Consider the following 23,968-nt stretch of genomic DNA (forward strand, 5'->3'; position numbering starts at 1 on the left):
CCGGCGGGGACGCCCGCTCCGGCGGATGTCCCGCTCTGCGGGGCGCTCGCATGGGAAGGGCGCCCGCTATGGAAGGGCGTCCGCCGAGACCGGGGAGAGCCTCGCTCAGGCGGCGGAGGGCGGTCCGCGCGGAGCGGGGTACGCGCGCGGCCGGCTCGGCCGCGCGCAATAGTCTGGGCGCTGTGCGAGAACGCAGGTGGCGGTCCGACCGGCCGGTGGACGTGGCGTCCGCCATGGCGCCGCACCGGCGCGGCGGCGGCGACCCCGCATGGCAGCTCACCGCCGACCGGGCGATCTGGCGCACCTCCCGCACCCCCGAGGGGCCCGGCACACTGCGCGTCACCGCCGAGCCGGCCGAGCGGGCGGTGGTCGCCCACGCCTTCGGGCCGGGCGCGGGCTGGCTGCTGGAGACCCTGCCCGAGCTCCTCGGCGCCCATGACCGGGCCGGCGACTTCGTCCGCCTGATGGAAGGCCTCGGGAGCGAGGCGCACGCGCTGGTGCGCGAGCTCGCCTCCCGGCACCCGGGGCTGCGCATGGGCCGCACGCTGCGCGTGTTCGAGGCGCTGGTTCCCGCCGTCCTGGAGCAGAAGGTGGTCGGCCGGGAGGCGTGGCGGGCGTGGCGGTGGCTGCTCGCCAGGTACGGCGAGCCCGCGCCGGGCCCGGCGCCCGCGATGATGCGGGTGTTCCCCGAGCCCGCGGTCTGGCGCGAGATCCCGTCCTGGGACTGGCACCGCGCGGGGGCGGAGGCCGTGCGGGCGCGCACGATCGTCAACGCGGCGGTGCACGCCGGCAAGCTGGAGGCGGCCGGGGAGGCGGAGGCCGACCGGCTGCTGCGGGCGCTGCCGGGCGTCGGGGTGTGGACGTCCGCGGAGACCCGCCAGCGGGCGTACGGCGACTGCGACGCCGTCTCGGTCGGCGACTACCACCTTGCTTCGCTGGTCGGCTGGTCGCTGACCGGAAGCAAGACCGACGACGCGGGAATGCTGGAGCTGCTCGAGCCCTACCGGGGACACCGCCACCGCGTCGTGCGGCTGCTCGAACTCGGCGGCCGCCGGCCGCCGGCCCGCGGTCCCCGCATGGCCGCCCGCGACTACCGCTCGTTCTGACCAGGGCGCGGCGACCTCTCCTTTGTGCCGGCCGGGGTGGGGTCAGCGGGTCGGTAAGGACGGCTGTCCACCGGGCATGGAGGACGAACCAGGCGCCCAGTCGCGCCCATCGCGGGTGTCGGTGCCGAACCGCGGGGCGAGCACGGCCGCCACGGCGATGAGGAGGAGGGGGATCATCCAGGACATCGGGACTCCTTGGGGAAGGTCTCTCGTGGTTGCCCTCTCATTATGTGCTCGTGCATATTTTCACGTCTATCGAGAATATCTGGGCCATACCGTTAAGGCTCGCTAAAGCAAGTGACCTCCTCCCAAGGTCACGGACGGCTCGCGGACATGATCGGTCGCGCGGGCACCGGCACCCCCGGCGGTGCGCACGGCCCCGGCGGTTTCGTACTGTGCGATGCATGAACGCGAATCCCACAGACGCAGCCATGCGGCGGGCGCTGGCACGGGCGAGGGACGGCAAGGCGCTCGACCTGGCGGAGGCCACGGTTCTGCTGCACGCGAGAGGCGCCGACCTCGACCGCCTGCTCGACCACGCCGGCCGTGTCCGGGACGCCGGGCTGGCCTCGGTGGGCAGAGAGAAGATCATCACCTACAGTCGCAAGGTGTTCATCCCGCTCACCCGTCTGTGCCGGGACCACTGCGGCTACTGCACGTTCGCCACCGCCCCCGGCAAGCTGCCCGCGCCGTTCCTCAGCCCGGACGAGGTACTGGAGATCGCCAGGCAGGGCGCGGCCATGGGCTGCAAGGAGGCGCTGTTCACCCTCGGCGACCGGCCCGAGGACCGATGGCACCAGGCGCGCGAGTGGCTGGACGCCCACGGGTACGACGACACCCTGTCCTACGTGCGCGCCATGGCCATCCGCGTCCTGGAGGAGACCGGGCTGCTGCCGCACCTGAACCCCGGGGTCATGACCTGGCGCGACCTCCAGCGGCTCAAGCCGGTCGCCCCGTCCATGGGAATGATGCTGGAGACCACCTCCCGGCGGCTGTTCGAGGAGAAGGGGCAGGCCCACTACGGCTCGCCGGACAAGGACCCCGCCGTGCGCGTGCGCGTGCTGGAGGACGCCGGCCGCACCAACGTGCCGTTCACGACCGGCATCCTGATCGGCATCGGCGAGACCGTCGCCGACCGCGCCGAGTCGATCTTCGCGATCCGGCGGGTCGCCCGCGAGTACGGCGGCGTGCAGGAGGTCATCGTCCAGAACTTCCGCGCCAAACCGGACACCGCGATGCGCGGCATGCCGGACGCCGACCTGCACGAGCTGGCCGCCACCATCGCGGTCACCCGGCTCGTGCTCGGCGGCAGGACCCGCGTCCAGGCGCCGCCGAACCTCATCGGCGACGAGTACGGCCTGATGATCAGGGCCGGCATCGACGACTGGGGCGGGGTCTCGCCGCTGACCCCCGACCATGTCAACCCCGAGCGGCCCTGGCCGCAGATCGAGGATCTCGCGGCCCGCACCGCCGCCACCGGGTTCACGCTGCGGGAACGCCTGACGATCTACCCCGAGTACGTGCTCGCCGGCGAGCCCTGGCTGGACCCGCGCCTGCGCGCCCACGTCGACGCCCTGGCCGACCCGGAGACGGGCCTCGCGCGGGACGTGACGCCGGCGGGCAGGCCGTGGCAGGAGCCGGACGGCGGGTTCGCCGCCGCAGGACGTACGGACCTGCACGTCGAGGTGGACGCCTCCGGGCGCTCGCAGGACAGGCGCGACGACTTCGCGCACGTCTACGGCGACTGGGACGCCCTGCGCGACCGCGTCCCGCCCGCCGGCGCCCCGGCGGACGGCGTCCCGGTGGGCGGCGTCCCGGTGGGCGGCGGCGTTGCGGAGGGCACGGCGGAAGGCGTGGCGGAGGGCACGGCGGGTGGCGGCCTTGCGGGAGGCGGTACGGCGGGCGGTCTCTCCGCCCCGGCGCGCGGGGGTGGGGGCGTCGTCGACGGGGACCTGCGCGAGGCCCTGCGCCGCGCGGCGGCCGACCCGGCGCGACTCACCGACGCCCAGGCGCTCACGCTGCTCGGCGCGGACGGCGCCGACCTCGAGGAGCTGTGCCGGGTGGCCGACGACCTGCGCCGGGAGGCCGCGGGCGACGAGGTGACCTACGTGGTCAACCGCAACATCAACTTCACCAACGTCTGCTACACCGGCTGCCGCTTCTGCGCGTTCGCGCAGCGGCGCACCGACGCCGACGCCTTCACCCTGTCCCTCGACCAGGTCGCCGACCGGGCCGCCGAGGCGTGGGAGGCGGGGGCGACCGAGGTGTGCATGCAGGGCGGCATCCACCCCGACCTGCCCGGCACGGCCTACTTCGACATCGCCAGGGCGGTGAAGCGGAGGGTCCCGGACATCCACGTCCACGCCTTCTCCCCGATGGAGGTCATCAACGGCGCCAGCCGGACGAACCTGTCGATCCACGACTGGCTGGTGGCCGCGAAGGAGGCCGGGGTCGACTCGCTGCCCGGCACGGCGGCGGAGATCCTCGACGACGACGTGCGCTGGGTGCTGACCAAGGGCAAGCTGCCGGCCCGCGAGTGGGTCGAGGTGATCACCACCGCGCACCGCGCCGGCATCCCGACGACCTCGACGATGATGTACGGCCACGTGGACACCCCGGCCCACTGGGTGGCGCACATCCGGCTGATCCGCCGCATCCAGGAGGAGACCGGCGGCTTCTCGGAGTTCGTGCTGCTGCCGTTCGTGCACCACAGCGCCCCGATCTACCTGGCCGGCATCGCCCGCCCGGGGCCGACGGCTCGGGAGAACCGCGCCGTGCACGCGCTGGCGCGCGTCATGCTGCACGGCGCGATCGCCAACATCCAGTGCTCGTGGGTGAAGCTCCAGGACGATCTGTGCCGGGCCGTGCTGTCGGGCGGCGTGAACGACCTGGGCGGCACGCTGATGGAGGAGACGATCAGCAGAATGGCCGGGTCGGAGAACGGCTCGTACAAGACGATCACCGACATCGCCGCGATGGTGGAGCCGACCGGCCGCCCGCTGCGCCAGCGCACCACCGGGTACGGCATCCCGTCACAGGAGCGGGTGGCGGCGGCGCAGGTCAGCGACGGCGTCTGCCGCAGCGTCCGCCGCACCGTCCCGCTCGCCTGACCCGCCCTCCCCGCGGCGCCGCGACGCGTCGCGAGGTGATGGTCCCGCTTCTGTTTCGCCTATGGTGATTTCCGGGCCGCGGCATCCGGCCGGGGGTTTCTCCGTTCCGACTTCCTTCGTCGGGGCGAGGAGCCCTTCGCCGGATGCCGCGGCCTTTCAGGCGCGAAGACGCCGGTGTCGCCGTGCCACCGGGCTCAGCAGGAGTTCGTCCAGCGGTGGCTCGCGATGTTCTTGTTCATCGATTTGCCCTGGCCCGCTTTTCCGTCCCACAGGAAATAGATGCCCGCGAGGTTGTTCAGATAGTAGCCGTTGGGCAGGCAGTTCCTGGAGCCCCCGTAACTCGGGCTGTAGTACAGGTTGACGTCGTCGTACGAGCCGGGCCAGCCGCGGTTCTCCAGGGAACTCGCCTGGTTGCGCATGCTCATCTCCCTGAACATTCCCGAACAGGTGTCCCAGTTGCTGTCATCGTTGAGCCACTCGCAGTAAGGGCCTCCTCTGTTGGTATTCACCCACGCCACGAAGTAGCCGTCCGGCGATGACGCGGCCGACGCGGCCGACGCGATCGGCACGGCCGTCGTCGGTGCGATCGCGTCGGAACCGGATGATGAAGGGTTGTCCGCCTGCGCCACACCGGGGGTGGCGAACAGCGCCAGGGTGGCGAGTCCCAGCGCGGCGAGGGCGGTGTTTCTCCTGTGCATTGCTCTCTCTTTTCTCTGCTCGGCCGATTGGCCCCGTGGGTTTCCCGCGCCGCACGAGAGAATTCCCGTGACATGGCGGGTCTCATCCCGACTGGACGAGGGAGTCGGCGCGTCCCAGCGCGGCGAGTTCCAGTCGCAGCCGGGTGTTCACCTCGCCGGAGTACGCACGCCGCAGGCGCTCGCCGTACTGCCGGTCCAGGCGACGGATGGTGTCGGACAGGCCGCTGCTCATCGCGCATCCGGCCTCGGCGACCGCTGTGCGCACTTCTTTCGTCCGCGCCGTGGCCTTGTCGGGGTTCGTGAACGCGGCACGGGCTTCGTAGGGATCTGTGTAGCGGAACCCCTTCGCACCCATGCAGGTGGACCATTTCTTGACCGACTCGGTGAACTCGGCATCGGCGAGCACCTGTCTTTCGCGGATCTCGGTGAGCGCATCGGTCACCGTCGTGACGCGGAACCAGACCTCGACATCCCCGTAGAGCTTCTCTTGGGCCTGCGCGACGCAACCGTCGTCGACCCGGCCGACGGTCATGCCGTTCGGGGTTTTGACCTCCAGTCGCCTCGCGGATCGTTCGCCGTGCAGAGCGTCCAGCGCGCGCTGCCGTTCCGCCGGCGTCAGACCGGTGAAGTACCGCCGGTTGGGATCGGATCCGCGCAACCTGTCGCGTCGCGCCTGGATGTCACTGCCGTAGCCATGCCGGGAGGCCCATGGCACATCGTCGATGACGTAGGGAAAGTCGCGGTCTTCCGGCAGCGGCCGCCGGGGCACGGCCCACATGTCGAAGCCGCGGGCTCCCATGCACGAACGCATCAGCTTGTCCTCGGCGTCGTGCAGCAGGTCCTTCTCCTGCTCGGTGAGGGACCGCGTGGGAGCGGCGGACGTGGCCGCGGCCGCGGACCGGCTGGGAGCCGGTTCGTCCACCGCGTTGAAGACCACCGCCAGCACGGTCGCTCCCACCGCCGCGATGGCGGCGAGGGCACGCCGGTGAAACCGCATGCGCTCTCCTCCCCGTCCCCCGTGCCCGGCCGCTGTCGAGCGGCGGCCGGATTCGCGCTAACCGGATGCGCCCGGTGGCCGCAGCATCGATGAGCGCCGGATGCGGGAACAAGACCTTTGCGTGGAAACGCAAGGGTGCTCAACGCTCAGCCTCGCGGTCGGGCGCGATGACCGGCCCGATGGATGACCGGCACGATGTCCGGCTGTCGGGCACGCGGCGGTGAGGAAGGGGCGGGGCGGCGGCCGGGCCTCTAGCGGGTGACGATGAAGTCGGCGGGATCGCGCGAAGGACGGTCGCGGGGCGGCGCGGCGGCGTGCCCGACGGCCACGGCCCCCATCGGGTCCCACGCGCCGGGCAGGTCCAGCACCTCGCGCACGACCTCGCGGCAGAACATCGTGGAGGACACCCACGCCGACCCCAGGCCCTCGACGGCGAGCTGCACCAGCAGGTTCTGCACGCCCGCGCCGGTGGCGACGACGAACATCTCGCGCTCGGCGGCGTTGCGGCGGTCGTCGGGATAGGTGTGGGACCCCTCCATCACCAGGCAGGGGACCACCAGGTACGGGGCGCGGCGAAGGACGTCACCGCGCCGCACCCGGCGGGCGACCGACTCCTCGGTGAAACCGGTGGCGCGCAGGTCGCGCTCCCAGGCCGCGAGCATGGCGTCCAGCAGCTTCTCGCGCGCGCCGGCCGACTCGAGCAGCACGAAACGCCAGGGCGTCGTGTGGTGCGGGGCGGGCGCGCTGATCGCGGCGGCCACGGCGCGCCTGACGGCGGCGGGGTCCACCGGCTCGGCGGAGAACTCCCTGATCGTGCGCCGCGCGAACAGCACGTCGGCCGAGCCGTACCGGAACATGTCCTCGTCGGCGGGACGCACCAGCGGCCGTACCCCGGGCCCGTCCTCGTCGGTCACCAGGTGGGCCAGCCCCCGGACGACGGCCACCGGCACCCCGTCCAGCTTGCCCTTGACCAGTTCGGCGGCCGAGGCGATCTCGTCGGCAAGCGCGGTGACCGTCGCCGACAGCGGGTTGCCGTAGGTGTCGGAGCGGCCGCGGAAGTCGTCCAGCGGCCGGACGCCCGCCGCGCCGATCGCCACGTCGGTCAGCCCGTTGCGCCAGGGACGGCCGAAGGTGTCGGACAGGATCACCCCGGCCCGCGCCCGCAGGCCGGACCGGATGCGGCGGGCGGAGGCGTCCGGATCGAGCGGCAGGAGGAGCACGGTGCCGGGCTCGGTGTTGGAGGCGTCGACGCCGGCCGCCGCCATGACGAAGCCGTGACGGGTCTGCGCGATCACGGTGTCGCCACGGCGGGCCACCACGCGCTCGGTCTCCTCCGCGATCGCCTCGGCGCGGCCGTCCGCCCGCCGGACGCGGCCCTCGGCCTTGCTCACGATCTTGGAGGTGACCACGACGATGTCGCCGTCGGCCAGGTCGGGCACCGCGCGCGTGATCAGCTCGGCGAGGTCGTCCCCCGGCCGCACCTCCGGCAGGCCGGGCACCCCGTGGACGGTGATCACCTGGCCAGCTCCAGGGCGGCGCGGGCGATGCCTGCGGTCGCCTCGACGTCGGTCATGAGCAGCGGCCGGGACACCACGCGCACGCCGTCGAGCGCGACCCCGGCGTCCTGCTCGGCGACGAGCCAGCCGTCGAGGAGGCGGGAGCCGTAGAGCTCCAGCACGGCCTGGGCGCTGGTCTCGACGCCGATGGCGGTCAGGCAGGCGTCGGCCATGCCGCGCACCGGGGCGCCGCCGATGATGGGGGAGACGCCGACCACGGTCTTGGCCTCCAGGGCCTCCCGGATGCCGGGGATCTGCAGGATCGTCCCGATGCTCACCACCGGGTTGGACGGCGGCAGGATCACCGCGTCGGCCTGCTCGATGGCCTCCAGCACGCCGGGAGCGGGCTTGGCGTCCTCCGCCCCGGTGAGGACGATCTGCCGGGCGGGCACCGAGGCGCGCAGGCGCACCCACCACTCTTGGAAGTGGATCGCCCGCCTGCCCTGCTCGTCCTCGACGACCACGTGGGTCTCGGCGCGGTCGTCGGTCATCGGGATCAGCCGGACGCCGGGGTTCCAGCGGTCGCACAGCGCCTCGGTGATCGCCGACAGCGGGTAACCCGCGTTCAGCATCTGCGTGCGGACGATGTGGGTGGCGATGTCGCGGTCGCCGAGGCCGAACCACTGCGGCTCCATGCCGTAGGCGGCCAGCTCGCTCTTGACGGCGTGGGTCTCGCCGGCCCGGCCCCAGCCCTGTTCCTCGTCGATGCCGCCGCCGAGGGTGTACATGACGGTGTCGAGATCGGGACAGACGCGGAGCCCGAAAAGGGTGATGTCATCGCCGGTGTTGCCGATGACGGTGATCTCCGCGTCGGGGGCGGCGGCCTGGAGCCCGCGAAGGAAGCGGGCGCCGCCGATGCCGCCGGCCAGGGACAGGATGCGCATGTGTCAAGTGTTTCATTGCCTCGTTCTTGCTCGATCCCCGGCCGGTGGGCGGAGCCGCGGCGCCGTGAAACCCCTGCTCCACAGCGGATGGCGGCCGAAAATACCGGACAAGACGGACGTATGTGATCAATGAGGTTCTTGAGTCTCGTGCCCTCAAAGTGCGGAGATGTGCAAAACTGCGGTTGACGTATGGACCCATTGGGGGGTAGTTGTGGTCAAAGTCGAGCCCGGACGGCTCCGCGAGCCCGCGGCCTGGCTGATGCTCGCGGTGGTCTGCACGCAGGTCCTGGTCGGAGTGGAGAGCATGTTCCTCGGCTCCGGGCTGCCCTTCGGCATCCGGGCCGCCTCCACGCTGCCCCGTCTGGACTCGCCGGTCAACGTGGCCCTCGCGCTCGGCGCGGTCGTCCTGGTCACCAGGTTCGGGCCGCCCACCCCCCGCGCCCGCCTGGTCAACCTCATCGCCGTCATCACGCTCGCGGTCGCGGTCGTGTTCGGTGTGATCGCTCTCATCGGCGTCCTCCTCAGCGGCGGCGCGGGCGGCGGCCTCGGCGTGATCGAGGTACTGCTGACCGGACTGGCCTCCCTCGGCCTCGCAGCCGTCGGGCTGGTGTACGCGATGTCGGTGCTTCCCGCCGGCGCGCCCGCGGCGTCCCGGCCCCGGCAGGACGCGTTCGGCATGCCCGGCTTCGGGCCCCAGGGACACCCCGGGCAGCCGGGCCCTCAGTACGGCTCCTACGAGCAGCCGCAGCACGGGTTCCGCGAGCAGGCGGGCCCGCCCCAGGGGCAGGGCGGCCCGCAGCAGCAGCCCGTTCCGCACCAGGCCGGACCCCAGCACGGCCACCCCGAGCAGCCCGGACAGCCCGGACAGCCCGGACAGCCCGGACAGCCGGGGCAGGCGGGGCAGGCGGGCGGTCCTTTCAACGGCCAGGGCGGCGGCTACCAGCCCGCGCTGCCTCCTCCGCCCGGCGGGTACTCCCCGCAGCACTCCCAGCCGATCGACCCGTACGCGCCGGCGGCGGCCCAGGCGTCCGCCGACCCCTACGGACCGGGGACGCCGAACGGACAGTTCGCGCAGGCCCCGGGTTCGTACGAGCCGCCGGCTCCGGGCGGGTACGAGTCGCAGCCGTCGGGCGCGTACGAGCAGCCGCGCGCTCCCGGAGCGCCGCAGCCCGGCGGCGGGTACGAGCAGCGGCCCTCCGGTTCCTACGAGCAGCCGGGCCCAGGTTCCTACGAGCCCCAGCCTTCCGGCGCCTACGAGCAGCCTGGAACCGGCAAGTACGAGCCCCAGCCCTCCGGTTCCTATGAGCAGCCTGGCACGGGCAAGTACGAGCCCCAGCCCTCCGGTTCCTATGAGCAGCCGGGTTCGGGGGCGTTCGGGCAGCCGGCCGCGTCCCCCTTCGCGCCGCAGCAGGCGGGGCAGCCCCCGCAGGCCACCGATCCCTACGCGCAGACCCCCTCTCCCTACGGCCCTCCGGGGACGGGCGGCGGCTTCGCCGGTCCGGACGCCTTCACCACCGGCGCGCGTCAGGCCCTGCCCGCGAACGAGACGCCGTCCTTCGACCTGTCCCCGACCTATGGGCAGCCGCCGCAGACGGCGAGCGCCTACGGCCAGACGGGTTCGCAGCCGAGCCCGCTGGACCAGCCGTCGTCGTACGGTCAGACGGGTTCGCAGGTGAGTCCGCTGGATCAGCCGTCGTCTTATGCGGCGACCGGCCCTCAGGCGAGTCCGCTGGACCAGCCCTCGTCGTACGGTCAGACGGGTTCGCAGGTGAGTCCGCTGGATCAGCCGTCGTCTTATGCGGCGACCGGCCCTCAGGCGAGTCCGCTGGACCAGCCCTCGTCGTACGGTCAGACCGGTTCGCAGCCGAGCCTGCTCGATCAGCCGTCGTCGTATGGTCAGACGGGTTCGCAGGTGAGTCCGCTGGATCAGCCGTCGTCTTATGCGGCGACCGGCCCTCAGGCGAGTCCGCTGGACCAGCCCTCGTCGTACGGGCTGGGCACCACGCAACCGAACTCCTACGGGCAGACCGGCGGCGAGTCCCATGGGCAGACCGGCGGGGAGTCCTACGGTGGTTACTCCTCCGGGGACCTGGGGCGTCCGGCCGAGCCCTCGCCGCTGTACGCGGAGGCCGCCGGGGACGCGCGCCAGCAGCAGATCGCGCAGGCCTACCAGCAGGCCCAGAATTACCAGCAGGCGCAAGGCGGCGGCGCCTCCGCGACGCCGTCCTCCGACGCCGGCGCGGGCCAGGGCCCGTCGGAGTACACCGGCACGCAGCCGGTGCGGTCGCCCGACTACGCCCCCACCTACGGCGCGAGCCCGTTCGGGCACCCGCAGTCGCCGTCGGACCCCTCGGGCTACGGGACGCGCCCCTCGGCCGACCCCCAGCCGTACCGGCCGGCCCAGGACCAGTCCTACTCGCCGGTCCAGGACCAGCCCTACTCGACCGGCCAGGACCGGCCTGTTCAGGACCAGGCGCCGTATCCGGGTCACCAGCAGGCCCGGCCCGGCTGGGAGGAGCCCGCGGAGAAGACCGTGCGCTTCGACCCCAAGGCCTTCCAGAACGACCCGTTGAACGCCCCGATGCCGCCGTCCGCCGCACAGGGCCGGCCCGACGAGGCGATCGACCCCACCGCGATCTACGCCCCCGACCGCTCCTCCCCGGCAAGGCCCGAGGAAAGCGATGGTAGAGATCAGACAGGTTCCGGTGCTGATCAGGGAGCGCGCTGGTACGGTTCCGACCGCTGAGGGCATAGAAGATCGGGAGTCAGAGGGCCGCCGTTCCGCCGACAGGCGGGTGACGGACGCGGCCGCGGATGCCGCCGATGCCTGCATACCGGGGCAAGCTGGTCTTTCCCCGGATACTGTCATGCCGCTTGACGCCACACGCGGCACACGCGTGTAATTACAGCTGTGTTGTTACGCCTTTCACATGCTGGGTATTGAGGAAGGTGTTCAAAAGGGGGGCTCCGTTGCGGGGCGGGCGGGCGATCAGCAGGAGGTGTGCAGTGACCGACCTGGTCATGGCACAGATGCTCGGCGCGGAAGAGCTGGGATGGCAAGAGCGCGCGCTATGCGCGCAGACGGATCCAGAGGCGTTTTTTCCAGAGAAGGGCGGTTCCACGCGAGAGGCCAAGAAGGTGTGCCGGTCCTGCGAAGTGCGGGCCGAGTGCCTCGAGTACGCGCTGCAGCATGACGAGAGGTTCGGCATCTGGGGGGGATTGTCCGAACGAGAACGGCGAAGGATCAAGCGAGAGGCCGGCTGAGCCGGTCCGGCGGGCGCCGATCGGTCGGCGCCGCCGGTAGCGACGACGTCACGAGCGACACCGAACGATCACGGTCACGGCCGCCGGCCGTGGGCAGGGGAGCCCACAGCCGATGGCCGGGCGAGGGGACGTGGTCGGCAGGGCGAGCGCCGTGGCGCCGGCGAAGGAGCGCTCGCGAGAAGCCGTGGCCGACCTGATTGGCCGACTGGCGGACCCGGTATGCCCGGGGTGCCGTATCGTGATCGGCGCAAAGCCACACGAGCCTCCAAGGACACCATCTCCGTGCAACCGCCGCGTCCATCGGTCACAGCGATCGTCGTCTCCCATGACGGCGCCCGCTGGTTGAAGGAGACGCTGGAGGGCGTCCTGCGCCAGACGCGACCCCTCGACCGGGTCGTCGGCGTGGACAACGGCAGCCGCGACGGCAGCGTCAAGATGCTCACCGAGGCGTTCGGCCCGAACTCCGTCCTCACCATGCCCCGCTCCACCGGGTTCGGCGGCGCCGTCGCGGCGGTGCTCGAACGGCTGCCGCGCACCGGCGGCGAAGAGTGGATCTGGCTGCTGCACGACGACTGCGCGCCCGACAGGCACGCCCTGGAGGCCCTGCTGTGGGCCGCCGCCGGGGACAAGAAGGCCACCATCCTCGGCCCCAAGCTGCGCGACTGGCTCGACCGCCGCACCCTGCTGGAGGTCGGCGTCACGGTCGACCGGTCAGGCCGCCGCGACACCGGCCTCGAACCCCGTGAGTACGACCAGGGCCAGCACGACGGCGTCCACGAGGTGCTGGCGGTGTCCACGGCCGGCATGCTCATCCGCCGCGACGTGTGGGAGTCGCTCGGCGGCCTCGACCTCGCACTGCCCCTGTTCCGCGACGACCTCGACCTGTGCTGGCGCGCCACCGCCGCCGGCCACCGCGTGCTGTGCGTCACCGACGCGGTCGCCTGGCACGCCGAGGCGGCGACGCGGCGCAGGCGGCGCATGGCGGTGAGCGACGTCCATCCCCGCAGGCTGGACCGGCACAACGCCATGTTCGTGATCATGGCGAACCTGCCGTTCCGGCAGATGCAGTGGTCGATCGTGCGCAACCTGTTCCTCTCGCTGTTCCGCACGCTGTTGCTGCTGCTGGCCAAGCAGCCGGCCAACGCCCTGGACGAGGTGGTGGCGTTCGCCTCGGTCCTCGGCGGCCCCCGCCGCCTGCTCAAGGCGAGGAAGGCCAGGAAGCAGGACAGGAAACAGGGCTATCCCAAGGTCAAAAAGCTGTTCACGCCGTCGGGCATGGCTTTCAGGCGCCTGACCGACATGGTGCAGGGCTACCTGTCGGGGGCGGGGCCCATCGACTCCGCCGGCCGGCACCACGCGGTGATCTCCGAGCCCGCCGGGGAGGACGACGGCGAAGAGCTGCTCACCGACGCCGGGCTGATGCAACGCGTCTTCAGCAACCCCGGCGTGCTGCTCTGCCTCGGCCTGGTGGCCGTCACGGCCGTCGCCGAGCGGTCGCTGCTGTACGGCGGCCTGCTCGGCGGGGGCGCGCTCGTGCCGGTCGTGGGCGGCGCCTCCGACCTGTGGCAGTTCTACACCTCGGGCTACCACGGCGCCGGTCTCGGCTCCGACGGCTGGGCTCCGCCGTACGCCGCCGTCCTCGCCGCACTCTCGGCGCTCTTCCTCGGCAAGACCTGGCTCGCCGTCTCGGTGCTGCTGCTCGGCTGCGTTCCGCTGGCCGGTCTGTCCGCCTATGTCGCGACCCGATCGATGATCTCCCATCCGCTGGCCCGCGTGTGGCTCGCCGCGTCCTACGCGCTGCTCCCGGTGGCGACCGGCGCCGTCGCGGCCGGGCGGCTCGGCACGGCGGTGGTGTTCGTCCTGCTCCCCGCCTACGCCGCGTTCGCCGCCAGGGTCATCACCGGCGAGCGCCGCAGCGCCCGGCGGGCCGCGTGGGCGCTCGGCCTGCTGCTCGCGGTGGGCACGGCGTTCGCGCCGCTGGTGTACGTGCTGGTGGCGGTGCTCGGCGGCCTCGCCGCGGTCTCCTTCGGCGGGGTCAGGCGCGGGGTCGGCGTCTCGCTCGGCATCGCGATGGCCGTCCCGATCGTGCTGCTGTTCCCCTGGCTGGCCCAGATCGCCGCCGACCCCGGGCGCATCCTGCTCGAAGCCGGTCTGCACCGGGCAGGCCTGGTCGACCTCCGGCTGCCGCCGCAGTCGCTCCTGCTGCTCAGCCCGGGCGGCCCCGGCGTGCCGCCCGTGTGGGCGACCGGCGGGCTGATCGCCGCCGCGCTGGCCGCCCTGCTGTTCCGCCGCCATCAGATGGTGGTCGTGGTCGGCTGGGGCGTCACCGTCTTCGGCGTCCTCGTGGCGATCGTGGCCGCCCGCGTCCCGGTCGAGGGCGTCCCCGCCTGGCCGGGCGTGCCGCTGGCCTTCGCCGCGACCGGCCTCATCGTGGCCGCCGCCCTCACCGGGCACCGGGTCATCGAGCTCCACCGGGCGGGCGGCCTGCGCCGCGCCGTCGCCGCCCTCATGGTCCTGGTGGCCTGCACCTCGCCGGTCCTGGTGGCGGGCCTGTGGGTGAAGGACGGCGTCAGCGGGCCGCTGCGGCGCGGCGTGCCCAGCGTGGTCACCGACTTCGTCGCGGCGGCCTCGACCCGGGACGAGAGCACGGTCGTGCTGCGCTCGGGCGCCGACGGCCTGCTGAGCTTCACCCTCCTGCGCGGGCGCACACCGCTGATCGGCGAGACCGAGCTGCCGGTGCCGGACGCCGCCCGCCGCCGGCTGTCGGACATCGTGGCGGGCGTCATCTCCGGCCGCGGCGGGGACGACGCCGTCGCCCTGGCCTCCTACGGCGTCCGCTTCGTCGCCGTGCCCGGGCCCGTCGCGCCCGAGGTCCGGCGCTCCTTGGACTCCGATCCCGCGCTGGCGCGGATGAACCTCTCCCCGGACGGCGGGCTGTGGCGCATGGTGCAGCCGCTCGGCCGGGCCTACCTGCTGGAGGAGGACGGCCGGCGGACCCCCGTGCAGTACGCCGGGACGGCCGGCGGCGGGCTGACCGTCACCGTCCCGGCCGGCCCGGTCAAGCGCACCCTGGTGCTGGCAGAGCCCGCCGGCGGGTGGACGGCCACGGCCGGCGGCTCCTCGCTCGCGGTGCGCACCGTCGACGGCTGGGCGCAGGGCTTCGACGCCCCCGCCGCCGGAGGCCGCGTCACCGTGGAGCACGGCGCGTTCTGGCACGAGGTGTGGCTGTGGGCGCAGCTCGCGCTCGTGGCCCTGGTCTCGATCCTGGCCCTGCCGGGCGCTCGCGGCTCGGAGGCCGTGGAGGAGTACGTCGAGGCGGCGGTCGAGCGGGAGCCCCAGGAGGTGCTGGTCCGATGAGGGCGCTGATCGAGAACCGTTTCGGGTTCCTCGCCCTGGTGCTGATAGCCCTCGCGGCCCTGTTCGGCGTCGCGTTCGTCACCCGCCAGGGCGTCGCGCCCGTCCCCGTCGCCGCGCCCGGCAGGGTCGCGGTGGAGTCGGTCTCCACCGTCTGCCCCGACCCGGCCGGCGCCCGCGTCAGCGCCATCACTCCGCCGGGCGGCAAGGGCGACGGGGTCGCCACGGTCGCCGAGGTGGCGAAGCCCGGGGACAAGACCCCCGGCGCCACGCGGCTCGACCGGCCCGGCGTGCTGTGGCAGCGCGAGGTGCCCGGCAAGTCCGGCCCGGTGGAGGTCTCCGGCACCGGCGCGATGGCCGCCGGCCTGGAGGCCGCGCAGACGACCCGGCGGCTCACCGGCGCCGAGCGCGGCCTGGCCGGGGTGCGGTGCGCCGAGCCCGGCGCGGGGACGTGGTTCGTCGGCCCCGGCCCGGCCGCCGCCGACGTGACGCTCTACCTGACCAACGCCGACGCCGCCGAGACCATCGTCGAGGTCCTCATCTACGCGGGAGAGGGCCCCGTGGTCAGCGACCGCGGCAACAGCCTGGTGCTCGCACCCGGCGAGCACCGCGCCGTGCGGCTGCGCGACCTCGCCCCCTCGCCGCTGGTCATGGCCGTGGAGGTGCGCACCATCAGCGGACGGGTGGCCGCCTCGGCGCGGGCGGTCCTCGGCAAGGGCAAGGGCGCCGACTGGCTCCCCGCTTCGGCCGGGCCCGCCACGACCGTCGTCGTCCCGGGCATCCCGGGCGGCGGAGGACTGCGCGAGCTGTACGTCACGGCGCCAGGGGAGAGCGACACCACCGTCCACGTCAAGGCGCTGACCGCCGACGGCTTCTACGCGATGAAGAACCGCGAGTCGCTGGACGTGCCCGCCGGCTCCACCGCCTCGCTCGACCTGTCCACCGGCATCGGCGGCCAGCCGGCGGCCGTCGTGCTCACCGCCGAGGTGCCGGTCGTGGCCGGGGTGATGGCCACCGGCACCGGCGCCAAGCCGGACGTCGCGTTCACCGCCGGAGCCCCCGCCATCGAGTTCGGCAGCGTGGTGGCCGACAACCGCGGCGGCAAGGGCGTCTCGTCCCGGTTGATCCTGTCGGCGCCCGCCGCGGCGGCGAAGGTACGCGTGCAGGCGCTGCCCCGCAAGGGCGCCCCGCCGCCGGCCGTGGACGTCGAGATCCCCGCCGCGCGCACCAAAGAGATCAAGCTCGCCCCTCCGGGCGGGGGCGACTTCAGCGTCGTGGTGACGCCTCTGCCGCGTTCCGGCCCGGTGTACGGGGGCCGGGTGCTGGACGAGCGCACCACCGACGGCCTGCTGCTCACCACCCAGCCGCTCGCCCTGGCCCGCACCTGGGCCGTCGTGCCTCCGGTGCTGGAGACCGCGGACGTCGTCCTCCCCGCGGCTCCGGCTCAGCCGATCGCGGCGCGATAGTCCGACACCGCCGAGACGTCGCCGGCGTCGGAGAAGATCAGCCCGACATGACCGTCGGGACGGATCAGCGTCCCCGAAGCTCAGTGAGGCGGTCTTCGCTCCGGCGGTGCGTCAGTGGCGGTCGTCGTAGCCGGGGTCGACGGTCTCGGGGGACAGGCCGAGGAGGTTGGCGACCTGCTCGACGACGACGTCGTGCACGAGGGCGCCCAGTGTGTCGCGGTCGCGGGCGCGGGCCTCCAGCGGGCGGCGGTAGATCACCACGACCGCTGGGGAGCCGCCGGCGGCCGGCTGGGCCCGGCCGAAGGGGATCGGGTCGGAGGAGAGCCTGCCCGGCCCGTCGACCAGCTCGTCGGCGGGGGGCACGTCCTCGACCGCGAACTCGACCGACGAGAGCTGGCCGCCCCACTTCGGCTTGAGCCGGTCGACGGCGTCCAGCACGAAATCGTCGAAGCGCTCGCTCCGGGAGCGTGCGATGGGCACGTGCGACGGGGCGAGCGGACCTCGCATGCCGCGGCCGTGCCGATCGCGCCGCCGCGGGCGGTTGGGGCGGGGCGTGCCGCCTGGGGCCGGACTCACATAGCCAAGCCTAGATCGTGCCTCCCGGATCCCGTGCCCACTCCCTGGACGTCCGGGCGGCCGCCCGTGGACGGGCCCCTGGAAAGGGCCGTCCGTCAAAGCCGTACCAGGTGGCGATATACAGCCCGTAAACGGCGGGTAAGTGTCCGAAATGTGGCGACACGCTCGTTAAGAGCTGCCGGGTGGTGGCAATGTGAACGCGGACCGGATACGGTCCCTCCGTGAGCCCCGTCCGCAGCTGTTCCCGTACCGCCTGCAGGCAGCCTGCCGTCTTCACACTCACGTACGTCTACGCCGACTCGACCGCGGTGCTCGGCCCGCTGGCGACGTACGTCGAACCACACTGCTACGACCTGTGCGCGGACCACGCGGAGCGGCTGACCGCCCCCCGCGGGTGGGAGGTCGTCCGGCTGCCTTCGGAGGCCGGGCAGCCGACCACCGACGACCTGGAGGCCCTGGCCAACGCCGTGCGCGAGGCCGCGCGGCCCACCCCCTCGTCCGGCGAGCCGGTGGGCCAGGGGGTCGAGGTGGGCCGCCGCGGCCACCTGAGGGTCCTGCGCTCGGCCCAGCAGCAGCAGAATCTGGAGCGCTGAGGCTCCCGGCGGCGTCCACCGCTCCACGCCGCCGCACGAGCGTCCCAGGCCGCGATCACTCACCGAGGGTTCGTCGAATACCGCCATGGGACACAGTAGGCTCGACCGAAAAGACGTGACTGGATGCGGAGCGGCAGTGGGCGACCTCGCCAAGATCTTCAAGGCGTATGACATCCGCGGCGTCGTGCCGGGTGAGCTCGACGAGGCCGCCGCCGAGGCCGTCGGCGCCGCCTTCACCGAAGTGCTCGGAGCCACGGCCGTCGTGGTCGCCCATGACATGCGCCCCTCGTCCGTCCCGCTGTCCGCCGCCTTCGCGCGGGGCGTGACCGGCCGGGGCGCCGACGTGGTCGACGCCGGGCTGGGCTCGACCGACCTGCTGTACTACGCCAGCGGCAGCCTCGGCCTGCCCGGGGCGATGTTCACGGCCAGCCACAACCCGGCGCGCTACAACGGCATGAAGCTCTGCCGCGCGGGCGCCGTCCCCGTGGGCGCCGACACCGGCCTCATCGAGGTCCGCGACCGCGCCGCCGAGATCCTCGCCTCCGCGGCGGGGCCGGCCGCGGGTGGGGCGGGCGCGCAGGGGAAGGTCGCCCGGCGCGACCTGCTCGCCGGGTACGCCGCCCACCTGCGCGGACTGGTCGACCTGTCGGACTCCCGGCCGCTGAAGGTCGTCGTGGACGCCGGCAACGGCATGGGCGGCCACACCGTCCCGGCGGTGCTCGACGGCCTGCCCGTCGAGCTGACGCCGCTGTACTTCGAGCTCGACGGCACCTTCCCCAACCACGAGGCCAACCCGCTGGAGCCCGACAACCTGCGCGACCTGCAGAAGGCCGTCCTGGACAAGGGGGCCGACCTCGGCCTGGCCTTCGACGGCGACGCCGACCGGTGCTGGGTCATCGACGAGCGCGGCGAGTCGGTGTCGCCCTCGGCGGTCACCGCGCTGGTCGCGGTCCGCGAGCTGGCCAGGCATCCGGGCGCGACGGTGATCCACAACCTGATCACCTCCAAGGCCGTGCCCGAGATCATCGCCGAGCACGGCGGCGTCCCGGTGCGCACCCGCGTCGGCCACTCCTACATCAAGGCCGAGATGGCCCGCACGGGCGCGGTCTTCGGCGGCGAGCACTCCGCGCACTACTACTTCCGTGACTTCTGGTACGCCGACTCCGGCATGCTGGCCGCGCTGCACGTGCTGGCCGCGCTGGGCGAGCAGCGGCGCCCGCTGTCGGAGCTGCTCGGGCGCTATTCACGCTACGCGGCGTCCGGCGAGATCAACAGCACCGTCTCCGACCAGGCCGCGGCCATGGCCCGGGTGCGCGCGGCCTTCGCCGGCCGCGAGGGGGCCTCGGTGGACGAGCTCGACGGCCTGACCGTGTCGGGGCCCGACTGGTGGTTCAATCTTCGTCCGTCCAACACAGAGCCGCTCCTCCGGTTGAACACCGAGGCGGCCGACGACCAGCTGATGGCGGTGGTCCGGGACGAGGTCCTCGCCGTCGTGAGGAGTGCATCGTGAAGATCGACGACTGGCTGCTCGACATCCTGGCGTGCCCGGCGTGCAAGTCGCCGCTCACCGCCAGTGCCGAGACCGACGAGCTGGCGTGCAGCTCCGAGACCTGCGGGCTGGTCTATCCGGTCCGCGACGACATCCCGGTGCTGCTGGTCGACGAGGCACGCAAGGCGTGACCTCCTTCGAGCCCGAGCGGCTGGACGACGCGGCGGTCCTGACCGAGGGCGACCCGTCCGGCATGCTGCCGGCGATCGCCTCCTCCGGCGCGCAGGTGCGCACCTCGCACCGCAGCGCGCTGGAGGCGGGCGTATCCCTGCTGTCGCGCGGCGACCGGCCACGGGCGATCGTGGTCGTGGGCATGGGCACCTCCGCCCTCGCGGGCGACATGCTGTCCGCCGTGTGCGGCGGCGGGGTGCCGATCCCCATCGTGACCGTCCGCTCCTACCGCCTGCCGGGCTGGGTCGGGGCCGCCGACCTGGTCATCGCGGTGTCGTCGTCCGGCGTGACCGAGGAGACCCGCACCCTGGCGCTGGAGGCCGTCCGCCGCGGGTGCCGCCTGCTGGCGGTCTGCCGGCCCCGCTCGCCGCTCCAGGCGATCGCCGAGCAGGCCTCCGGCCTGCACGTGCCGGTCGTCCCCGTCTCGGGCGGCTTCCCGTCGTCCCGGGCGAGCCTGTGGGCGCTGGCCATGCCGCTGGTGGCCGTGGCGTCGGAGCTCGGGCTGGCCGAGGTCGGCCCCGAGGTCGTGGAGGCCGCGGCCGCGCGCCTGGAGGACATCGCGCACCGCTGCCGGCCCTCCAGCGAGTCGTTCATCAACCCCGGCAAGACCCTGGCCGTCGAGATCGCCGACACGATCCCCATGGTGTGGGGCACCTCGCCGGTGACGTCCACGGTCGCGCACCGGCTGGTGTCGCAGCTGGCGAAGAACGCCAAGTACCCGGCGATCCGCGGCGACATCCCCGACGCGGGCCACGATCTGGTGGCGACCTTCGAGGGCCCGCTCGCCGAACGCGACATCTTCGGCGAGGGGCCGTCCCTGGCCCTGCGGCTGATCGTCCTGCGCGACCTGGACGAGCTCGCGCAGGCGACCAAGACGCGCGCGCTCGCCGTGCGCATGGCCGAGCAGCGGGGCGTCCCGGTCACCGAGATCACCGCCGAGGGCGTGCATCCCCTTGAGCGGCTGGCCTCCCTCGTCGGGATGGTCGACTACGCGACTGTTTATCTTGCCCTGGGGTACGGTGTCGATCCGGCCCCGGTGGAGACCGTCGCGGAACTCAAGGCGCGAGTTACCCCATAAGATCTGCGATGACCGCTTTGCCGGCGGTGGGCGAGCACGGTTCTGACGGGATGGGTGGAGACTGCGGGTGAGCGCGGGCGGCGGTACCAAGGCGATCATCGCGGCGCTGGGGGCCAACCTGGCGATCGCGGTGGCGAAGTTCGTGGCGTTCCTGTTCACGGGGTCGTCGTCGATGCTCGCAGAGTCGGTCCACTCGGTCGCCGACTCGGGCAACCAGGCGCTGCTCCTGCTCGGCAACAGGCGGGCGAGGAAGCGCGAGAACCGCAAGCACCCCTTCGGCTACGGTCGCGAGCGCTACTTCTACGCCTTCGTGGTCGCGGTCGTGCTGTTCACGATCGGCGCGGTGTTCTCGCTGTACGAGGGCATCGAGAAGATCTCCCACCCGCACGCCGTCGAGTCGCCGATCTGGGCGTTCGGCGTGCTGATCTTCGCGATCGTCGCCGAGGGCTTCTCGTTCCGCACCGCGATCGTCGAGTCCCTGCCGCTCAAGGGCGAGCAGTCGTGGGTGAGGTTCATCCGCCGCGCCAAGGCCCCCGAGCTGCCCGTCGTGCTGCTGGAGGACCTCGGCGCGCTGCTCGGCCTGATCTTCGCGCTCTTCGGCGTGACCATGGCCGTGGTCACGGGCGACGGCGTGTGGGACGGCGTCGGCACCCTCATGATCGGCGTGCTGCTCGCGGTCATCGCGGTGATCCTGGCCATCGAGACCAAGTCGCTGCTCATCGGCGAGAGCGCGGCCCCCGAGGTCGAAGACCGCATCTGCGACGCGCTGGAGGCCGCTCCCGAGATCAGCCGGGTCATCCACCTGCGCACTCTGCACCTCGGTCCCGAAGAGCTGCTGGTCGCCGCGAAGATCGCCGTGGAGCACGACGACACGGCGGCCGAGGTCGCCAAGGGCATCGACGAGGCCGAGCGCCGCGTCCGCGAGGCCGAGCCGATGGCAAAGGTGATCTACCTGGAGCCCGACCTCTACCGCAAGGCCGACGCCCCCCGCTCCCCTGTGGACCCCTCCGCCTCCGAGCCCAGCACCCCCACCCCAGCCGACCACGCCTGACCCACCCTCGCCTCCGCGCGAAGGTCCTCGCCTCCGCGCGCTGGGCGCGCTCCGGCTCGGGCGGTGTTCTCCCAGGGGGCAAGCCCCCCTTCGACCCCCGTCGAAGGGCTCATCATGCTTTCCCGCTGTTGACTCGGAGATCCGGCGAGCACTTCGGGGTCCTCGACGGGCCGGCCGACGATCACCAGGCTCCCGTCAGCGTCGTCCCCGTGCACCGAAGGGCAGCTCTCTGTCCGACTGCCGCCCTTGCCGTAGAACCGTAGCGCCATGGGCACCCCTGCACTCGAAGTGTGTAGGGACTTGCATGCCACTCCGAGCTGGATGGCTACGCTGAGTGAGTCAAGAGACTCTCGCCAACATCAAGGCCGCAGGCGCCCGCTTTCGACCTGCTTGGGCCAGGACGCCGGCTTACCGATGAGACCGGCGAGGACTTCGCGGGTCATGTCGCGGCGTTCGCGCAGGTGGCGAATGCGCTGCCCGAGACCGAGCGCCGGCCCGGTGGAATCGTTGGTGGCGTCGCTCGCCTCAGGACGATGGGGGCTTGCCCCATGGGAGAACGCCGGCCGAGCCGGAGCGCGTCCGGCGCGCGGAGGCGAGGGCTTGGGGGTGAAGGCCGGGACTTCGGTGGGTGGGAGGTCTCTCAGCGGGTTTGGCGGAGGAGGCGGAGGGCTTTTTCCTTCTCGAAGTCGAGGGCTCGGCGGGGGGCCTGGATGCGGCCGATGCGCAGGCCCAGGTCGCGGACGGCCTGGGCGACGGCGGGCTCGCTCAGCACGCGCAGGGCGAAGGCCAGCTCGGCCGGCGAGACGTCGAAGCGGCGCTCCAGGTCCATGGCCTGGGTGACGGCCGCGAGCTCCTCGGGGCCGAAGCGCCGATGGGAACCCTTCTCGCGCGTCGGAGGCAGCAGGCCGAGCGCTTCGCGGTAGCGGAGCATCCGGGGGGACATTCCCAGGCGTTTCGCCGCCTCAGTGATGCGCATGGAGCCAATCCTTACATAATTGTGTCAGGTTCATAGTTCTGGGGATGCGTTGGGGTCCGCAGGGCTCTTAAACTCGCAGAGACGCAATGACCGTGTTGAGGGGAAGACACCATGGACTTCAAGGTCGCCGACCTTGCGCTGGCCGATTTCGGCCGCAGAGAGATCCAGCTCGCCGAGCATGAGATGCCGGGGCTGATGGCGGTCCGCCGCGAGTACGCCGAGTCTCGCCCGCTGAGCGGAGCCAAGATCATGGGCTCCCTCCACATGACGATCCAGACCGCCGTGCTGATCGAGACGCTGGTCGCGCTCGGCGCCGACGTCCGCTGGGTGAGCTGCAACATCTTCTCCACCCAGGACCACGCCGCCGCCGCGGTCGCCGTCGGCCCCGAGGGCACCGTCGACGCCCCCAGCGGCGTTCCGGTGTTCGCCTGGAAGGGCGAGACGCTGGAGGAGTACTGGTGGTGCACCGACCAGGCGCTGCGCTGGCCTGACGGCAGCGGCCCGAACATGATCCTCGACGACGGCGGCGACGCCACCCTGCTGGTGCACAAGGGCGCCGAGTACGAGAAGGCCGGCGCCGTTCCCTCGCCCGCCGAGGAGGACCCGGAGGAGTGGAAGATCATCCTCGACCTCCTCCGCCGCACGGTGAACGACGAGGGCCGGTGGACCAAGGTCGCCGAGGGCATCAGGGGCGTCACCGAGGAGACCACGACCGGCGTCCACCGCCTGTACGAGATGTTCAAGGCCGGCACGCTGCTCTTCCCGGCCATCAACGTCAACGACTCGGTCACCAAGAGCAAGTTCGACAACAAGTACGGCTGCCGCCACAGCGTCATCGACGGCCTCAACCGGGCCACCGACGTGCTCATCGGCGGCAAGGTGGCCGTGGTGTGCGGCTACGGCGACGTGGGCAAGGGGTGCGCCGACGCGCTGCGCGGTCAGGGCGCCCGCGTGATCGTCACCGAGATCGACCCCATCTGCGCGCTCCAGGCCGCCATGGACGGCTTCCAGGTGACCACCCTGGAGGACGTCGTCGGCATCGCCGACATCTTCGTGACCACGACCGGCAACTACGACATCATCACGGCCGACCACATGGGCCGGATGAAGCACAACGCGATCGTCTCCAACATCGGCCACTTCGACAACGAGATCGACATGGCCGGCCTGGCGAAGGTCCCGGGCATCGTGAAGACCGAGGTCAAGCCGCAGGTCCACACCTGGAGCTTCCCCGACGGGCACCAGATCATCGTGCTCGCCGAGGGCCGCCTGATGAACCTCGGCTGCGCCACCGGCCACCCGAGCTTCGTGATGTCGAACTCCTTCACCAACCAGGTGATCGCGCAGATCGAGCTGTTCACCAAGACCGACCAGTACCCGATCGGCGTCTACGTGCTGCCCAAGCACCTGGACGAGAAGGTCGCGCGGCTCCACCTCGACGCGCTGGGCGTCAAGCTCACCACGCTGACCAAGGCCCAGGCCGAGTACATCGGCGTGGACATCGAGGGCCCGTTCAAGCCGGACCACTACCGCTACTGA

General features: G+C 72.5%; 20 protein-coding genes. 12 read left to right on the top strand and 8 right to left on the bottom strand.

Features of this window, described 5'->3' with window-relative positions; all coding sequences use genetic code 11:
- Nucleotides 1-182 precede the first annotated feature (182 nt).
- Entirely contained in the window at nt 183-1,106 is a 924-nt protein-coding gene (locus tag ACFO60_RS12425) for a DNA-3-methyladenine glycosylase family protein (RefSeq protein WP_380840210.1), read from the top strand.
- A gap of 42 nt (nt 1,107-1,148) precedes the next feature.
- On the opposite strand, the gene ACFO60_RS12430 is transcribed toward ACFO60_RS12425, so the two are convergent.
- Nucleotides 1,149-1,292 carry a hypothetical protein gene (locus ACFO60_RS12430; protein WP_380840211.1) on the bottom strand — a complete coding sequence of 48 codons (144 nt, stop codon included), beginning with the start codon at nt 1,290-1,292 and terminating at the stop codon, nt 1,149-1,151.
- A 218-nt stretch (nt 1,293-1,510) separates the two neighbouring features.
- Between ACFO60_RS12430 and ACFO60_RS12435 the strand changes: the two genes are divergently transcribed.
- Nucleotides 1,511-4,216: a bifunctional FO biosynthesis protein CofGH gene (locus ACFO60_RS12435; protein ID WP_380840212.1), complete on the top strand. Its 2,706-nt coding sequence runs from the start codon at nt 1,511-1,513 to the stop codon at nt 4,214-4,216.
- A gap of 194 nt (nt 4,217-4,410) precedes the next feature.
- On the opposite strand, the gene ACFO60_RS12440 is transcribed toward ACFO60_RS12435, so the two are convergent.
- The 4 genes from ACFO60_RS12440 to cofD form a co-directional block, all read right to left on the bottom strand.
- Nucleotides 4,411-4,914, bottom strand: a complete 504-nt coding sequence (locus tag ACFO60_RS12440) for a peptidase inhibitor family I36 protein (protein ID WP_380840213.1) — start codon at nt 4,912-4,914, stop codon at nt 4,411-4,413.
- 82 nt (nt 4,915-4,996) lie between these two features.
- Nucleotides 4,997-5,911: a hypothetical protein gene (locus ACFO60_RS12445; protein ID WP_380840214.1), complete on the bottom strand. Its 915-nt coding sequence runs from the start codon at nt 5,909-5,911 to the stop codon at nt 4,997-4,999.
- A 251-nt stretch (nt 5,912-6,162) separates the two neighbouring features.
- Nucleotides 6,163-7,428: a coenzyme F420-0:L-glutamate ligase gene (locus ACFO60_RS12450; RefSeq protein WP_380840215.1), complete on the bottom strand. Its 1,266-nt coding sequence runs from the start codon at nt 7,426-7,428 to the stop codon at nt 6,163-6,165.
- Complete coding sequence (gene cofD / locus ACFO60_RS12455) at nt 7,425-8,351, bottom strand: 2-phospho-L-lactate transferase (RefSeq protein ID WP_380840216.1); 927 nt, start codon at nt 8,349-8,351, stop codon at nt 7,425-7,427. The genes ACFO60_RS12450 and cofD overlap by 4 nt, the downstream gene beginning before the upstream one ends.
- A gap of 211 nt (nt 8,352-8,562) precedes the next feature.
- Between cofD and ACFO60_RS12460 the strand changes: the two genes are divergently transcribed.
- The 4 genes from ACFO60_RS12460 (at nt 8,563) to ACFO60_RS12475 (ending at nt 16,435) form a co-directional block, all read left to right on the top strand.
- Nucleotides 8,563-11,097, top strand: a complete 2,535-nt coding sequence (locus ACFO60_RS12460; RefSeq protein WP_380840217.1) for a hypothetical protein — start codon at nt 8,563-8,565, stop codon at nt 11,095-11,097.
- Nucleotides 11,098-11,372: 275 nt separating this feature from the next.
- A complete protein-coding gene (locus tag ACFO60_RS12465; protein WP_184889896.1) occupies nt 11,373-11,615 on the top strand; it encodes a WhiB family transcriptional regulator in 243 nt (80 codons plus the stop codon).
- A 282-nt stretch (nt 11,616-11,897) separates the two neighbouring features.
- The gene (locus ACFO60_RS12470) at nt 11,898-14,972 is read left to right on the top strand and encodes a glycosyltransferase (protein ID WP_380840218.1); all 3,075 of its coding nucleotides are present in this window, start codon (nt 11,898-11,900) and stop codon (nt 14,970-14,972) included.
- On the top strand, nt 14,969-16,435 hold the full coding sequence (locus ACFO60_RS12475; protein ID WP_380840220.1) for a DUF5719 family protein: 1,467 nt from the start codon (nt 14,969-14,971) through the stop codon (nt 16,433-16,435). Before ACFO60_RS12470 ends, ACFO60_RS12475 begins: the two co-directional genes overlap by 4 nt.
- 111 nt (nt 16,436-16,546) lie before the next feature.
- Here ACFO60_RS12475 and ACFO60_RS12480 read toward each other — a convergent pair whose 3' ends face one another.
- A complete protein-coding gene (locus ACFO60_RS12480) occupies nt 16,547-16,942 on the bottom strand; it encodes a metallopeptidase family protein (RefSeq protein ID WP_380840221.1) in 396 nt (131 codons plus the stop codon).
- A gap of 290 nt (nt 16,943-17,232) precedes the next feature.
- Between ACFO60_RS12480 and ACFO60_RS12485 the strand changes: the two genes are divergently transcribed.
- The 5 genes from ACFO60_RS12485 (at nt 17,233) to ACFO60_RS12505 (ending at nt 21,453) form a co-directional block, all read left to right on the top strand.
- Nucleotides 17,233-17,604: a DUF3499 domain-containing protein gene (locus tag ACFO60_RS12485; protein WP_380840222.1), complete on the top strand. Its 372-nt coding sequence runs from the start codon at nt 17,233-17,235 to the stop codon at nt 17,602-17,604.
- Nucleotides 17,605-17,740: 136 nt separating this feature from the next.
- A complete protein-coding gene (locus tag ACFO60_RS12490) occupies nt 17,741-19,114 on the top strand; it encodes a phosphomannomutase/phosphoglucomutase (RefSeq protein ID WP_380840223.1) in 1,374 nt (457 codons plus the stop codon).
- Entirely contained in the window at nt 19,111-19,284 is a 174-nt protein-coding gene (locus ACFO60_RS12495; protein ID WP_380840224.1) for a Trm112 family protein, read from the top strand. The genes ACFO60_RS12490 and ACFO60_RS12495 overlap by 4 nt, the downstream gene beginning before the upstream one ends.
- Nucleotides 19,281-20,402 (top strand): SIS domain-containing protein, encoded by a 1,122-nt coding sequence (locus ACFO60_RS12500; RefSeq protein ID WP_380840225.1) that lies wholly within the window; start codon nt 19,281-19,283, stop codon nt 20,400-20,402. The genes ACFO60_RS12495 and ACFO60_RS12500 overlap by 4 nt, the downstream gene beginning before the upstream one ends.
- A gap of 67 nt (nt 20,403-20,469) precedes the next feature.
- Entirely contained in the window at nt 20,470-21,453 is a 984-nt protein-coding gene (locus ACFO60_RS12505) for a cation diffusion facilitator family transporter (RefSeq protein WP_380840226.1), read from the top strand.
- A 359-nt stretch (nt 21,454-21,812) separates the two neighbouring features.
- Here ACFO60_RS12505 and ACFO60_RS12510 read toward each other — a convergent pair whose 3' ends face one another.
- Complete coding sequence (locus ACFO60_RS12510; protein WP_380840310.1) at nt 21,813-22,097, bottom strand: helix-turn-helix domain-containing protein; 285 nt, start codon at nt 22,095-22,097, stop codon at nt 21,813-21,815.
- Nucleotides 22,094-22,429, bottom strand: a complete 336-nt coding sequence (locus ACFO60_RS12515; RefSeq protein WP_380840227.1) for a MerR family transcriptional regulator — start codon at nt 22,427-22,429, stop codon at nt 22,094-22,096. Before ACFO60_RS12515 ends, ACFO60_RS12510 begins: the two co-directional genes overlap by 4 nt.
- Before the next feature lie 111 nt (nt 22,430-22,540).
- Here ACFO60_RS12515 and ahcY point away from each other — a divergent pair, with 111 nt between their 5' ends.
- Nucleotides 22,541-23,968, top strand: coding sequence for an adenosylhomocysteinase (ahcY, locus tag ACFO60_RS12520; protein WP_380840228.1), 1,428 nt, complete (start codon nt 22,541-22,543; stop codon nt 23,966-23,968).

This window comes from Sphaerisporangium dianthi (assembly GCF_042654065.1).
Lineage (GTDB): Bacteria > Actinomycetota > Actinomycetes > Streptosporangiales > Streptosporangiaceae > Sphaerisporangium > Sphaerisporangium dianthi.